The organism is Acetobacter sp. AAB5, from assembly GCF_050106715.1.
GTDB lineage: Bacteria > Pseudomonadota > Alphaproteobacteria > Acetobacterales > Acetobacteraceae > Acetobacter > Acetobacter oryzifermentans.
The window spans coordinates 79,411-92,660 of record NZ_JBNIEW010000005.1 but is presented as its reverse complement, the minus strand read 5'-3'; the positions used below and the strand labels follow the sequence as shown (position 1 = coordinate 92,660).

Sequence of the window (13,250 nt, the reverse complement as noted above, 5' to 3'; positions counted from 1 at the left end):
TACTTTATACTTAATGGAATAATCTTAGCGGTATGGAGCCAACACAGCCCTACGGATTGGTTGGAAAGCGGGAATGCAGCAAACTTTTGAGACAGCAGATACTCTACCCGATGCACAAACGCATTCAGAAGGCTTCCGTATCAGCCGTGTAGCGCGGCAGCATGCGCTTATTGAAGATTATGTAGAACTTATTGCAGATCTTCTGGATGAAGGGCAGGAAGCCCGGCAGGTTGATCTGGCAACTCGGCTGGGAGTTTCTCAGCCAACAGTAGCCAAAATGTTGATACGCCTTGGTGATGAAGGGCTGGTTGCTCGCAAACCTTATCGCGGTATTTTTCTAACCCCCGAGGGGCGCGAAATGGCAGAAAAAGTGCGCGCACGGCATCGTATTGTTGAAGCGTTTCTTCTGGCTCTTGGTGTAAGCCCGTGCAATGCGCGCATTGATGCAGAAGGGTTGGAACATTATGTGGGAGCTGAAACACTAAAAGCGTTTCAGCTCGCTATGGATGCTGGTTTGGGTGATTTTATGCAAAATGCCAGAAAAGAATAAGACAATAAAAATCAGGTGAAATGTTTTTCCTGTATAAGTTCCGAAAAGTAGATATCATACCGGAGCCCGATCAATTATTGCAGCACATGCCATCTAGGAGCACGTCGAGCGCAGCCTGAACGGGATCTGCCCCAACCTTTTCTTCAAGAAGTTGGCCACTCATCGCCAGCATGGCGAGACCATGCACCAGCGCCCAACTGGCGGCCGCCTGTGCACTCATGGCAATTGGGCGAAAACTGCCATTATGCTGCCCTTCTTTCAAAACACCTAAAAGTATCCCGAATGTGGCCATGGCCGCATCATGCAACTCCGGGTCTATTGTCTTATCCGCATCGGAACTGAACATCAGACGGTAAAGAGCGGGGTTGCAGAGCGCAAACTCTATACAAGCCTGCGCTCCGGCCACGAATTGCTTGCGTGAAGAAGATTGGTTTGAGGATATGGCCCCCACCATGGTTTCTCCCAGCCGGATGAAACCGATCCGGGCCAATTCCCGTAGGAGCATTTCCCTATCGCGAAAATGTTTGTAAGGCGCTGCATGGCTAACCCCAGTGCGGCGAGCGACTTCCCGCAAGGTAAAGGTCCAGTTCTGGTCTGCTGCCAGCATGGCAAGAGCCGTGTCGATAAGGGCACGGCGCAGATCACCATGATGATAAGGGCGGTCCTTTATTTCACTCATTCGTGATGCCTATGTTTACGCAAGAAACTTTGTTGACACCAATGCGTCATGCTCCATATCCTGCCTTCATAAGTTTCTCCTGTAAACATGGAGGACGCAATGTCCGATACTGTTTCTGCCTCTGCAACCGCAATTAATCTCGCACAGCTTCTAGACCGTCAGCGTGCTGCGTTCCTGCGCGATGGCCCCCCAAGCTTACAGCAGAGACGGACTGATCTGCGTTGTCTTAAAGCTGAAATTCTGAAGCGGCGAACCGATATTGTTCAGGCCCTGAAGGCAGATTTCGGGCAGCGGTCAGAGCGCGAAAGCGCCATTGTGGAACTGATCCCGCTGGTGCAATCCATTAATTACATGATCCGACACGTGGGACACTGGATGAGGCCGGAACGTCGCCACGTTTCTGCGTATTTCCAGTTTGGCCGGGCTTGGGTTGTCCGGCAGCCTGTGGGCGTGGTGGGGATTATTGCACCGTGGAATTATCCTGTTTCTCTTGCCCTCGTGCCATTGGCTACGGCCATTGCGGCAGGTAACCGTGCCATGCTCAAACCGTCAGAATTTACACCAGCCACCTCGGCCGTAATCGAGAAGATTGTTCAGGCTGTTTTTTCGCCGGAACAGGTTGCAGTTGTTACTGGAGATGCCGAACTGGGCGCAGCATTTTCGGCTTTGCCGTTCAATCATATTCTATTCACCGGCAGCACGGTAGTCGGAAAGAAAGTGGCTGCCGCCGCTGCGCGTAATCTCACCCCGGTCACGCTGGAACTGGGCGGCAAGTCTCCTGTGGTGATCGAACCTGAGTTTTCCATGGCGCGGGTTGTAAACCGGGTTGCCTACGGCAAACTGACCAACGCAGGACAAACCTGCATCGCCCCAGATTACCTGCTGCTTCACGAAGACGATCAGGATGCTTTCGCTACAGCCTATCAGGAGGTTGTAAAAAAGTTGTATCCTGAGGGCTATGCAGGATCACCAGATTATACGGCCATCCTTAACCAGCATCACTACAAACGGCTGACTGGCCTGATCAACAATGCCGAGGCAGAGGGCGCACGGGTTATCCGTATGGGAACCGATTCAAGCGAGAACCATGTTCTGGCCCCCGTAATGCTGCTGAATGTCACCCCCCAGATGGCGGTTATGCAGGAGGAAATCTTTGGGCCTATCCTGCCAGTGCTGACCTATCGAACACTCGATGAAGCGATTGCCTTTATCAACGCCCGGCCAAGACCACTCGCACTGTATTATTTTGGTGATAACTGTACCGCGCGCAACAAAGTGCTAAAACGCACTATTTCTGGCAACGTCACTATTAATGGCACCCTGTTGCATATTGCGCAGGACGATTTGCCTTTTGGCGGCGTAGGGGATAGCGGCATTGGAGCATATCACGGGAAGGAGGGCTTTATCACTCTTACCCATGCGCGTGGTGTGTACAAACAGGGCCGCTTTAATGCAGCAACACTGCTTCAGCCGCCCTTCGGAAAGCTTACCGATGCTATCACAAATCTGATTTTGCGATAACGCTATGCGTTCTGCTTTTTGATACTTCCAGCACGCTTTGTGGCAGGTGTGCATTGCCATGCTGCTGGAAAGATCAAACCTCCACAGAAACTTGGGGGTTATTACCTTTGTTGCGGGTAATAACCTGATTTTATTCAAACAAAGTTCCGAAGCTTGATACGCATTATGCAGCCTCATGGTTTTGTCTAGAAAATGATATTGATTCTCATTCTCTATTATGAAAGGGTGGGTACGATTTGATGCGCACGGCCGCGCTGCGTTTGTGAAAAATGTTGGATTTGAAAGCATTTTGTAGTGTGGAGGGGCAATGTTTATCACCATGAACCGTTTTAAAGCCCGCAGGCTTGGGCGGAAGGCTGTGTTGGGCGCCGTGCATCAAAATATGGAGCCGGCAACCTGATGAAAAACCAATGGATAACAAATAAGCATCGTAATCAGATTGTAGCCACATTCTTGCTGTCTCGCCGTTCTTTGGGCGCTATGCTGGGTTTTGGAATGGCCTCAGCCTGCATGTCGCGGGCTGGGTTGGCGCAAGATGTAACGCATGAGGTTACACCTCGTATTGTCACAGATTGCCGAGGCCGACGCATTACCCTCCACGGTGCAACAAGAATAGCCAGCATTGGCGGCACTATAACCGAAACACTGTACGCATTAGGGCGCTCAAGTGCGATTTTGGCGGTGGATCAAACTTCCACATGGCCAGAGGTGGCGCGAAAAGAGAAAAAAGATCTGGGTTACATGCGTGCCATTTCGTCTGAAGGGGTTTTGTCCCTGCGGCCGGACCTTGTGCTGACCATGAACGATGCAGGGCCGCCCGCAGCTATGGATCAGCTTGTGGCATCAGGTGTTCCTGTCGTGTTTGTGGATGCCACCCCATCTTCTGAAGCTATTGAACAGCGCACCCGTTTTTTAGCTGATATTGTTGGGGCTCAGCCAGCAGGTGAGCAGTTGTGCAGCGCCATTGCCGAGCAGTTCCGGCAGTTGAATGCATGGCGCACCGCGCATACAGAAAAGCCACGTGTATTATTTGTCATGCGCATGACAAATAACCGCCCTATGGCAGCAGGCAAAGGAACGGCAGCAGATGCCATGATCCGCCTTGCCGGGGGTGTTAACGCCGGTGCTGATATGCAGGGTTACAAGATTGTGGATCAGGAAAATCTGGTAGCTCTTCGGCCCGACATTATTCTGCTCATGGATCAAACAGCAGCCACTCTTCGTGCAGCTTTGCAGGCAGATCCCGGCTTCAAGCTTACTCCAGCGGGGCGTAGCAATGCTTTTGTGAGCATGGAAGGGGAGCGCCTGCTAGGCTTTGGCCCCCGTACGCCTCAGGCTGCTTTAGACCTTGCCAGAATGATGGCGGCGGTGAGTCACCCTGCATGATGATGCGGCGGCGGCATGTCTTTCTGTTACTGTGTGCCTTGTTGCCATTATTAATGCTGGTTATGGCAGTTTCCCTCAACGTTGGGGCAACAGGCGTGCACCTTACGGCTTTGTGGCAGGGCGGTACACAGGCAGATAGCTTTGCAGACCGGGTTGTTCTGACCCAGATCCGCGGTCCTCGTGTTGTTATGGCCGGGCTTACGGGGGCGGCTTTGGCCGTGGCCGGAGCTGTTATGCAAGGGCTTTTTCGAAATCCATTGGCGGACCCCGGGTTGATTGGCGTGTCCTCAGGGGCGGCTTTGGCTACGGCCTGCATGATTGTATTGGGCGGAGCATGGCTGGATTTAGGGGCTGGGGGCGTGCATGCGGTAATCATGAGCACGGCATGGGCTGTTCCCGCAGCAGGTATGCTGGGCAGTTTTGTTGCCGCATGTTTGCTTTATATGTTTGCAACACGTGGGGGCGCTACATCTGTGAGCATGATCCTGCTGGCAGGGGTGGCATTCAGCGCGTTTTCTGGCGCGTTAACAGGTATCCTTATCTTCCGCGCAAATGATACCGCATTACGTGATCTAACTTTTTGGACGATGGGCAGTTTTGCGGGGGCAACATGGCCACGCATAGGCTTGTTATGTCCTTTCCTGTTGGTGGCTGCGTGGGTAACAGCGCGTCTGGCTATGCCTCTGAACGCCCTGTTGCTGGGAGAAAGTGATGCAAGGCTGATGGGGTACCCCGTGGAGCGTATCAAGCGGTGCGCTATGTTCTCGGTTGCCTGCGCTGTTGGTCCTACGGTTTCTTTTGTTGGGGCCATTGGGTTTGTAGGCGTTGTGGTTCCCCATTTGGTGCGTTTGATGACAGGGCCAGATCATCGGCTGGTACTGCCGGGGAGTGCCTTGTTAGGGGCAATTCTGTTAATAGCGGCAGATACGTTGGCGCGCGTTATTGCCATGCCCGCAGATGTGCCTGTGGGGATTGTAACAGCGGTTTTAGGTACACCAGTTTTTGTCTGGCTGCTAACACGCACTCATGACAGGGAAAAACTGGCATGAAGCTTTCCTTGCGTAATGCGGGCTGGCGTGTTCGGGGCAAAGATATTGTGCATGGAGCCTCTCTGGACTTCGCGCCTGGTCAGCTAACGGCCATTATCGGGCCAAATGGCGCTGGTAAAAGCACATTGCTGCAGCTTGTTAGCGGTTTATTGCCCGCAACCAGTGGTGATGTGCAGCTTGATGATGTTCCTATAACCACATTTTCATCTGCTCGGCTGGCGGCCAGTCGGGCCATGTTAATGCAGGACTCTCCGTTGCGGGCTCAGTTCACGCTGCGTGAGTTGGTGGCAATGGGCGGGCAAATTTCTGCTCCATTCATGAGCGCTCCAGTCCGTTTTGAGCTTGCCGGAAAGTTGCTTGAACGGGTTGGATTGGCTGCTTTTGCTGAGCGCGATGTTATGGATCTGTCCGGAGGGGAGCGGCAGCGTGTTCATCTGGCGCGGGTTCTGATGCAACTGGAGGCTGCTGTGCATGGCACGGATCGCCCCCCAGGTTTTTTGCTGCTGGATGAGCCGATCTCGGCTCAGGATTTGTCCCGGCAGCATCTGGTTCTTAATCTTGCACGCGCCCATGCTACACGTGGCGGTGGTGTGGTGCTGGTTATTCATGATCTGAATTGGGCATCTGCCTGCGCAGACCGCATTGTGGTGATGCACGAGGGAAGCATTTATGCGCAGGGGGCACCGGAGCAGGTTTTAACCAATGCGTTGGCCAGCCATGTGTTTGGGTTGGAAGAAGGGCGGGTACGCATGCACGTAGGTAGCGGCAAGCCCTACGTTTTGCCACATGATATGATTTACCAATAATAGTTACAGGAAAGGATCAGGATATGTCTCAATATATCGCCATGAACCGTTTTTTGGTGACACCGGAAAATGAAGATGCCTTCCAGAAGCGTTGGCTGGAACGTGAGGTTTTATTAAAAACTGTTCCAGGGTTTGTTAGTTTCCAGTTTTTAAAAGGTCCAGAAAAGGATGGAGGTAGGCTTTACGCCTCTCACACAGTATGGGATTCATACGATGCATTTGTGGACTGGACGCAGTCTGAACAGTTTCGGCAGGCGCATGCAGGTGCGGGGCAGGGGCGTGCGCTAACTGCCGGACCTCCAGTGTTTGAAGGATTCACCGTATTGCAGGATGTGACAGTCTGATATCCTGTATCTGACATCCAATCGTAACTTTATGACCTGAAATTCCTTTGGATTTCAGGTCATTTTTATTTCTTCAGAAAATCAGTTTAGTGTGCCGATAAGCGCGTTAGACGTCATCATATAGTTTTTCACGCGCATAAAACCAGACTTAGCCCCGGCCGTAGCCAGAACTGGGTCAAACCCTGCAAGGTCAATAGCGCTTTTAAATGCATTCCAAGATGGGCCTCGGCCGCCAGGGTCTGCGGCAAGGTGGCGCCCACCAAAGTTTTCGGTAAAGCCCAGTTTTTCAACCAGCTTTGTTAAAAAATTTGCACCAAGTTTGGAACCTTCTGCCACGTATAGCCAGCCTATGGCGGTTGAAGCATCTTGGATACATATGGAAGAGCCTGCTTCAGGAAAAGGTAGGTTAAGATCCTGCATATCCTGACAGACTTGTGCAAAGCGGTTTCTGGTAGCCAGATCGGGAATGATCTCTAGCAGTTGATCATGGTTGTACAGGTCATTGATATCCCGATGGAATAGATACTGAAGTTGCACAAAACTTTTGTATTTGTCAGCGCTGGAGAACAGACCATGCGCCATGATGTTTTTGTCCAGATCTGCATGGAGTGTGTGGGTCGCGTCTTTAAGGCGGAGAGAAAGTGAAAGGGGATCGGACATTTTGGTCATGTTATTGGCCTTTACGACATAAACGCATGCAGAGAGATGCGCATGTGTGACTTATTTAACGCAAATGATAATCATGCGCAATAATGGCTTGCTGGGAGGGCGCTCCCTATGCATCATAAAATAATAATGATTCTCATTATTAACAATGTGGATGTACAATGATAACGCAGCCTTTTTTCTACCGGGTTATGCGTTACCGGATGCTGGCAACAACAGCTCTGGCATATGCTTGTGTAACACCGGTTTTTGCCGCCACAACAGAATCTGCTTCTCCCAAGGCAGAAACTGCCGCGCAGGCGCATGCTGGTAAAAATACCAATAAACCGGGCGCAGTTTCTCCCCAGACAGTTATTTTGGGTCCGGTAAAGGTAAGTGGAACAACAGACATTCTGGATTCCATGAAGTTTAATCCAGATAAGGATCACAGCGCGGTAGGTAAAGCCGGTGTGCTAACAACCACAACAACCCTCAAAACATTGCGTGACCGTCAGATAGATAGTTTGGAAGACTATGCACGCCGAATAGATGCCTCGGTTAACTATAGTAATGGTAATTCCAGTATCAACATACGTGGCCTGGACCAAAACCGAATTCTCACCACCATAGATGGCGTGCGTATGCCATGGGCAAACGATGGGGCCTATGCTGGTTCTTTCAATTCTGCGCAAGGGGGTGTTAACAATTTCGATTTCAATTCCCTTGGTGCAATAGACGTTGTTAAAAGCGCAGATTCCAGCTTTTTTGGCACGGGCGCGCTGGGTGGTGTTATTGCATTGCGCACGCTGGACCCGGAGGACTTGCTTAAACCCGGCAAAACCTTTGGGGGGCTCACCAAACTTACCTATAATGGGGCAAGTGAAGCCGCACTGCTTAATCAGGCGTTTGCCGCACGCTATAAAAACACAGTATTTTTGCTTCAGGGAGGCTATCAGGACGGAAGCGAAACTGGAAACCGAGGCGATACTTACGGATATGGGCGGACACGTACCGCAAAAGACCCAGCATCGTATGAGCAAGGTAGTTTTCTTGGTAAGGTCCGGCACTATTTTGCTGGTGGCCATAGAATAGGCCTAACGGGCGAATGGTTTGACAGAAATTACAATGAACGCACCAGAACATCAGAAACAACGGCAACAAATGTCTATCGCACACGGAGCGAGAACCAACGCTCGCGCGTATCTGCTAATTATGATTATCAGGCGAGCAGCCCAACAGACCTGTTTAGCGAAGCGCATTTTCTGGCGTATTGGCAAAGTATTCAGACTGATACGGATATTACAAACAATGATCCAACCCGACCGACAGCCTATGTGCACCAGCATCTCACATTGCCTGTGGAATCCTACGGTGTAACGGGTTCAGCCACAAACAACATCTTCACCGGTCCGTTGCATCATGCTCTCACTTACGGAGGAGAGGTCTTTCTAACAGATACCTACCAGACCCAAACTGGCCAGCGTGCTCTGTCAAATGCTTATACTCATGATAATTTTTCGGATATGCCTAAAGTGCATGGTACGGATATGGGGGCGATTGTACAAGACCGCATTGGCATTGGCCGGGGTGAGTGGCTGCATATTACGCCGGGTTTCCGGTTTGATTATTTCCAGAGAGACACACACAATACGGCTTCCTATATGGCCAATGCTGGTTATGCAGGGCTACCGCACGGCGCGCATGGGTCTCATTTTTCGCCAAAAATTCTAGTAGAAGCGCGCATTGCCAAAGATGTGATTCTATATGGGCAGTATGCCGAAGCATATCGCGCACCCTCTGCAACCGAGGAATATTTAAACTACAGCACTCCACCAGTGTATCAGGTTGTTGGCAACCCAGATCTTAAGCCTGAAAGTAGCCGAGGGTGGGAAGTTGGCATGAAATATGGAAATTCAGAACGAGGTGCCAAGCTTTCTTTCTACGATAACCACTACCATAACTTTATAGATATGATGGGTATAAGCGGCTGTACTGGCTATATGCTTTGCTATGGCTATACCAATTTGGCACATGTACGTATTTATGGGGTGGAAGCCAGCGGAAACTGGGCATTTGATGATCACTGGCACGTATGGGGGTCACTGGCTTATGCAGATGGCCGTGACCAGAATATGAACTTCCATCTAAGCTCGGTCTCACCTTTCCGTGGAATTATCGGGTTTGGATATAAAACACAACGCTGGGGCGCAGATCTGTCGGGTACGTTTGCTTCGGGGCGTGACAATGCCAAGTATCTGACGTCAACCGGCACATTAACCAACCAGTGGAAAACACCCGGATATGTTATTTTTGATCTGAATGGTTGGTATAGCCCATCATTTTACAAACCTTTGCGTATTCAGGCTGGAATGTACAATATTTTTGATAAAGCATATTATAATGCGGCGTCACTTCCTTATGGTCAGTCATCCAGCTCTCTTTCCGAGCGCTACTACACTCAGCCTGGGCGTTCTTTTAAGGTGACGGCGCGAATTGAATTCTAAAATTTTGTTATTATAAAAATAAAAACCATTCTGCTTATGAGGATGAAGTTAAAAATTGGCGGGCATGCTTCATCCATAACATGGAAGGTTCTTAAAACCTCTTGGTTTTTCTAACCTTCCAGCTCATGGCATTTACTCATCCATATTGGTTTCTTTTGCAGGGTTCCATCTTCCTTCAAAAGAAACCGTGCTGAGAGAATTCCGGCCAGAGGGAACCTCACGTTTTTGCAGATCTTGCGGTAGAGTTTCTACTTTCCCCTGTCGACCAAGAATAATGGCTGCATGCAGTTCGTATTCTTCTGGTAATTCCAAACCAGCGTGGGCCAAAGCATGATCAAAGCCACTTATGGGGTGCGTTGCCCAACCGTTATGTGCTGCTTGAATTTGTATCAAAACAGCTGCGGCACCAGTATCAAATGCATGGGTTGGCAGGGGAGAGGGCTCTCCTGTGCGGCTTGAGAGTGTTATGGTTTGAGATGCCACATAAATGATGGCCGATGCATTTTCTGCCCATGACTGATTAAATGGTATGAGCCATGATAAAAAGCGCTCCCATTCTGCCGTGCCGCGTCGTGCGTAAATAAAGCGCCAAGGCTGCATGTTATAGGCAGAAGGGGCCCATCGTCCGGCATCTATAAGCGAAAGCAACTCTTCTTGACTAATAGCTTCTGGCTGGAATGCTCGTGGAGACCAACGGTTAAGAATGTCGGGCAGCACAGAAGAATTAGGGGCACGGTCGGGCGCTGTTGTCATGGTTTTTCCAGTAGCAAGAAATGTTTCTGAATTTATGAAAGAGCCTTTTGGCCTGCAATTCGCCGGAGTAATTCTGCATGTGGTGCATGAATACGCCCACATAGCGCATCGCGATGAGCACGCTCTAATGGGTTATGGGCAGATAACCCGGCATTACCTGCCAAACCAAGTAAAGCGGATGTAAAATCAGCCGCGGCATCAACAACACGCGTCTTTATAACCGCTGCATGGGCCTTCAGTTCGTGAGGTGGGCGCACAGCTTCTACATCTGTAGCGTAAAGCCGTAACAGCATGGCATTCATGTGCAATGTAATGGTAAATCCACCTACTGCATCGCGCATTGAAGGTAATGTTGCCAGCGGCGCTCCTAGATTGGATGGAACACGGTTTTTCAGGAACTCACAAAACCATGCCAGAGCAGATGTTGCGATGCCATTATACAAAGCACCCAAGAGGCCAGTATTCCATATAACGAGGGTATTACGCCCTGTGGGGGGTGTATCTGGCGCATAAAGTTCCAGAGCGGCATCAGGGGGCAGGGTAACATCAGTAAACGTGACTTCATGGCTATTGCTGGCACGCATACCGATGTGATCCCAGTTTTCAAGAACATGGATACCGTCTGCCTTGGCAGGCACAATAAATGTGCCAACCTGCGCAGGATCATCACCCGTGCGGGCGCGTACCAAAAGCCAAGATAAACCGGGAATGCCTGTTACATATGCTTTGCGCCCGGTTAAAACCCATCCAGTTGCTGTACGGGTGGCAACTGTGCTGGGCAGTCCACCCTGAGATGTGGACCCAAGATCTGGTTCCGCTAACAGGATGTTCAGTAATTGATCGTGTTGTTCATTTTCTATCCAGCAGGCCGTGTTGCCAGATCCAAATTCATGATGAGCAATGGCGGCACGCACCATGTAATGATTGACCATAACCAGCGCTGTAGAGGCATCACCCTGAGCAATCTGCCCAACAATATCCTGCACAACGCCTAAAGTGAACGGGGTAGGGCGCTGTGGTGTAGATATACGTAAAGACAGCAGCCCTGCCTGACGTAGATCATCAATATTTTCCTGAGCAAAAACTCCAGTGCGATCATGATGAGCTGCCCGTGTGGCAAACTGCTGTTTGAGATGCGTGGCTGCATCAATGGCATCGTGCTCGGTCTGTAGATCAATCGGCATGGAATATATATTTCACCATTTTCATAAGGTGGTAATGAAATACAACATTTATGACGTGAATATATATGTCAATGAGAGAATTTTGTCTCGGAAACGCTATAAACTGATCAGATCAACTTCGATTCACTGCAAGAGGGCATTTTAAAACCTATATAGGCGCTTACTCGCGTATGTTACTAAAAAGATTTTCTTCCATAATATACTATAAAAATTTGTTGTTTACATGGGAATATATTTTTTAAAAACAGTATAATACCAAAAATTAGAAAGCAATTTCTGGCAGGAAATTCATTGTTTCAAGCCCAAAAACACACATAAACTATATATTATAGTGATAATTTTATTGACTCATTTTTTGTAGTTGTTAGCGTATTGATATGCGAAATACGCACTGAAAATAGTTTTTATATAAAAGCAACGAGGTCGTAATGACATATCAAGTACGTTCCTCTCAGGGTTTTTCTCCACGGATTGATGGCATCAACCTGCGCCGCTATCACACGTTTGGAACAGCGCGTGACTTTATTGGCCTGATAGCGATAACCGTGCAGCAGTGTGATTGTTATCGCGCACCTTACGCACTCAAGGCTCCGGCTGAACCGCTTTTCCTCCAAGACACATTTTTCAAGGCATCCTAATCATGTCCTACGCAATTCCTGATAAGATCAATGTGCTATGGTTCCTGCCTACGCATGGGGATAGCCGCTACCTGGGTACACAAAAAGGCGGCAGACCGGTTGATTTGCCCTACTTACAGCAAGTTGCAAAAGCGGCTGATACACTAGGGTATTATGGTGTTTTAATCCCAACCGGGCGGAGTTGCGAAGATAGTTGGGTTGTGGCCTCAGCTTTGGCCCCCATTACAGAACAACTGCGTTACCTAATAGCCGTAAGACCGGGCTTGTTATCTCCCACCTTGGCTGCACGCATGACTGCAACGCTGGACCGTTTTTCTAACGGGCGGTTGCTGATCAATATTGTAACAGGTGGTGACCCGGCTGAAAATGCGGGGGATGGGCTATTTGCCGATCATGCCACACGATATGAAATTACAGATGAATTTCTTGATATCTACCGTGCTCTGTTACGTGGTGAGAATGTTAATTTTGGAGGAAAACACTTTACAATAAAAGATGGTCGTCTGTTGTTTCCTGCTTATCAGCATAATGGTCCACCTTTGTATTTTGGAGGATCATCAGAAGCCGCCACGCATGTTGCCGCCAAATCAATCGACAAATATCTGACATGGGGTGAGCCTCCAGCACAGGTGGCCGAAAAAATCAGCCATGTGCGTAAATTAGCGCATGCGCAAGGGCGAGAGGTCTCCTTTGGTATTCGCTTGCATGTTATCGTGCGCGAAACGGCAGAAGAAGCATGGCACGAGGCTGACCGCCTGATCAGCCATTTGGATGATGCGACAATTGCAAAAGCTCAGAAAGTTTTTGCCCGGATGGATTCCGTAGGTCAGGCGCGTATGAGCGCACTGCACGGGGGCCGTCGCGACAAACTGGAAATTAGCCCCAACTTATGGGCGGGTGTGGGGCTGGTGCGTGGCGGGGCAGGAACTGCCCTAGTAGGAGACCCGGATACTGTAGCCGAGCGTATTGATGAATACCGTAGGCTCGGTATCGATACATTCATTTTCTCTGGCTACCCGCATCTGGAGGAAGTTTATCGGTTTGGTGAACTCGTGTTGCCCAATCTGCCAACTGCACACCCTGTGCATGGCAAGGCGAACCTGAACAACATGGGGCCTTTTGGTGAAACCGTTGCGGGTGATCACCGCCCAACCCGCGCAGCCTGATTGCCGGGCGGCTATCATGAGTAAT

General features: G+C 49.9%; 13 protein-coding genes. 9 read left to right on the top strand and 4 right to left on the bottom strand.

Going from position 1 to position 13,250, the window contains the following annotated elements; translation table 11 throughout:
* Positions 1 to 73 precede the first annotated feature (73 nt).
* Positions 74 to 550, top strand: coding sequence for a manganese-binding transcriptional regulator MntR (gene mntR / locus ACP7IZ_RS07085; RefSeq protein WP_426848463.1), 477 nt, complete (start codon positions 74 to 76; stop codon positions 548 to 550).
* 70 nt (positions 551 to 620) lie between these two features.
* Here the strand turns inward: mntR and ACP7IZ_RS07080 are convergent, their stop codons facing one another.
* The gene (locus ACP7IZ_RS07080) at positions 621 to 1,229 is read right to left on the bottom strand and encodes a TetR/AcrR family transcriptional regulator (protein WP_426848462.1); all 609 of its coding nucleotides are present in this window, start codon (positions 1,227 to 1,229) and stop codon (positions 621 to 623) included.
* 99 nt (positions 1,230 to 1,328) lie between these two features.
* Here ACP7IZ_RS07080 and ACP7IZ_RS07075 point away from each other — a divergent pair, with 99 nt between their 5' ends.
* The 5 genes from ACP7IZ_RS07075 to ACP7IZ_RS07055 all read left to right on the top strand — a co-directional run bounded on the left by ACP7IZ_RS07075 (position 1,329) and on the right by ACP7IZ_RS07055 (position 6,335).
* Positions 1,329 to 2,750 (top strand): coniferyl aldehyde dehydrogenase, encoded by a 1,422-nt coding sequence (locus tag ACP7IZ_RS07075; RefSeq protein ID WP_426848460.1) that lies wholly within the window; start codon positions 1,329 to 1,331, stop codon positions 2,748 to 2,750.
* Positions 2,751 to 3,230: 480 nt separating this feature from the next.
* On the top strand, positions 3,231 to 4,136 hold the full coding sequence (locus ACP7IZ_RS07070) for a heme/hemin ABC transporter substrate-binding protein (protein WP_426848533.1): 906 nt from the start codon (positions 3,231 to 3,233) through the stop codon (positions 4,134 to 4,136).
* Entirely contained in the window at positions 4,133 to 5,185 is a 1,053-nt protein-coding gene (locus ACP7IZ_RS07065) for a FecCD family ABC transporter permease (protein ID WP_426848458.1), read from the top strand. The genes ACP7IZ_RS07070 and ACP7IZ_RS07065 overlap by 4 nt, the downstream gene beginning before the upstream one ends.
* Positions 5,182 to 5,991, top strand: a complete 810-nt coding sequence (locus ACP7IZ_RS07060; RefSeq protein ID WP_426848457.1) for an ATP-binding cassette domain-containing protein — start codon at positions 5,182 to 5,184, stop codon at positions 5,989 to 5,991. The genes ACP7IZ_RS07065 and ACP7IZ_RS07060 overlap by 4 nt, the downstream gene beginning before the upstream one ends.
* Positions 5,992 to 6,014: 23 nt before the next feature.
* On the top strand, positions 6,015 to 6,335 hold the full coding sequence (locus ACP7IZ_RS07055; protein ID WP_426848456.1) for an antibiotic biosynthesis monooxygenase family protein: 321 nt from the start codon (positions 6,015 to 6,017) through the stop codon (positions 6,333 to 6,335).
* Positions 6,336 to 6,416: 81 nt separating this feature from the next.
* Here ACP7IZ_RS07055 and ACP7IZ_RS07050 read toward each other — a convergent pair whose 3' ends face one another.
* On the bottom strand, positions 6,417 to 7,004 hold the full coding sequence (locus ACP7IZ_RS07050; protein ID WP_426848455.1) for a biliverdin-producing heme oxygenase: 588 nt from the start codon (positions 7,002 to 7,004) through the stop codon (positions 6,417 to 6,419).
* 158 nt (positions 7,005 to 7,162) lie between these two features.
* Between ACP7IZ_RS07050 and ACP7IZ_RS07045 the strand changes: the two genes are divergently transcribed.
* On the top strand, positions 7,163 to 9,484 hold the full coding sequence (locus ACP7IZ_RS07045; protein ID WP_426848454.1) for a TonB-dependent hemoglobin/transferrin/lactoferrin family receptor: 2,322 nt from the start codon (positions 7,163 to 7,165) through the stop codon (positions 9,482 to 9,484).
* Positions 9,485 to 9,616: 132 nt separating this feature from the next.
* On the opposite strand, the gene ACP7IZ_RS07040 is transcribed toward ACP7IZ_RS07045, so the two are convergent.
* Together ACP7IZ_RS07040 and ACP7IZ_RS07035 are read right to left on the bottom strand one after the other, a co-directional pair.
* Entirely contained in the window at positions 9,617 to 10,237 is a 621-nt protein-coding gene (locus ACP7IZ_RS07040; RefSeq protein ID WP_426848453.1) for a nitroreductase family protein, read from the bottom strand.
* A gap of 32 nt (positions 10,238 to 10,269) precedes the next feature.
* Positions 10,270 to 11,421 carry an acyl-CoA dehydrogenase family protein gene (locus ACP7IZ_RS07035; protein WP_426848452.1) on the bottom strand — a complete coding sequence of 384 codons (1,152 nt, stop codon included), beginning with the start codon at positions 11,419 to 11,421 and terminating at the stop codon, positions 10,270 to 10,272.
* A gap of 428 nt (positions 11,422 to 11,849) precedes the next feature.
* On the opposite strand from ACP7IZ_RS07035, the gene ACP7IZ_RS07030 reads away from it, so the two are divergent.
* Both ACP7IZ_RS07030 and ssuD read left to right on the top strand, forming a co-directional pair.
* Positions 11,850 to 12,059 carry a hypothetical protein gene (locus ACP7IZ_RS07030; RefSeq protein ID WP_426848451.1) on the top strand — a complete coding sequence of 70 codons (210 nt, stop codon included), beginning with the start codon at positions 11,850 to 11,852 and terminating at the stop codon, positions 12,057 to 12,059.
* A 2-nt stretch (positions 12,060 to 12,061) separates the two neighbouring features.
* Positions 12,062 to 13,225 (top strand): FMNH2-dependent alkanesulfonate monooxygenase, encoded by a 1,164-nt coding sequence (ssuD, locus tag ACP7IZ_RS07025; RefSeq protein ID WP_426848450.1) that lies wholly within the window; start codon positions 12,062 to 12,064, stop codon positions 13,223 to 13,225.
* Positions 13,226 to 13,250 lie beyond the last annotated feature (25 nt).

Excerpts from the sequence above, each read along its gene's own strand:
- mntR (WP_426848463.1), top strand. The coding sequence starts at position 74 with ATGCAGCAAACTTTTGAGACAGCAGATACTCTACCCGATGCACAAACG.
- ACP7IZ_RS07080 (WP_426848462.1), bottom strand. The coding sequence starts at position 1,229 with ATGAGTGAAATAAAGGACCGCCCTTATCATCATGGTGATCTGCGCCGT.
- ACP7IZ_RS07075 (WP_426848460.1), top strand. The coding sequence starts at position 1,329 with ATGTCCGATACTGTTTCTGCCTCTGCAACCGCAATTAATCTCGCACAG.
- ACP7IZ_RS07070 (WP_426848533.1), top strand. The coding sequence starts at position 3,231 with ATGCTGGGTTTTGGAATGGCCTCAGCCTGCATGTCGCGGGCTGGGTTG.
- ACP7IZ_RS07065 (WP_426848458.1), top strand. The coding sequence starts at position 4,133 with ATGATGATGCGGCGGCGGCATGTCTTTCTGTTACTGTGTGCCTTGTTG.
- ACP7IZ_RS07060 (WP_426848457.1), top strand. The coding sequence starts at position 5,182 with ATGAAGCTTTCCTTGCGTAATGCGGGCTGGCGTGTTCGGGGCAAAGAT.
- ACP7IZ_RS07055 (WP_426848456.1), top strand. The coding sequence starts at position 6,015 with ATGTCTCAATATATCGCCATGAACCGTTTTTTGGTGACACCGGAAAAT.
- ACP7IZ_RS07050 (WP_426848455.1), bottom strand. The coding sequence starts at position 7,004 with ATGACCAAAATGTCCGATCCCCTTTCACTTTCTCTCCGCCTTAAAGAC.
- ACP7IZ_RS07045 (WP_426848454.1), top strand. The coding sequence starts at position 7,163 with ATGATAACGCAGCCTTTTTTCTACCGGGTTATGCGTTACCGGATGCTG.
- ACP7IZ_RS07040 (WP_426848453.1), bottom strand. The coding sequence starts at position 10,237 with ATGACAACAGCGCCCGACCGTGCCCCTAATTCTTCTGTGCTGCCCGAC.
- ACP7IZ_RS07035 (WP_426848452.1), bottom strand. The coding sequence starts at position 11,421 with ATGCCGATTGATCTACAGACCGAGCACGATGCCATTGATGCAGCCACG.
- ACP7IZ_RS07030 (WP_426848451.1), top strand. The coding sequence starts at position 11,850 with ATGACATATCAAGTACGTTCCTCTCAGGGTTTTTCTCCACGGATTGAT.
- ssuD (WP_426848450.1), top strand. The coding sequence starts at position 12,062 with ATGTCCTACGCAATTCCTGATAAGATCAATGTGCTATGGTTCCTGCCT.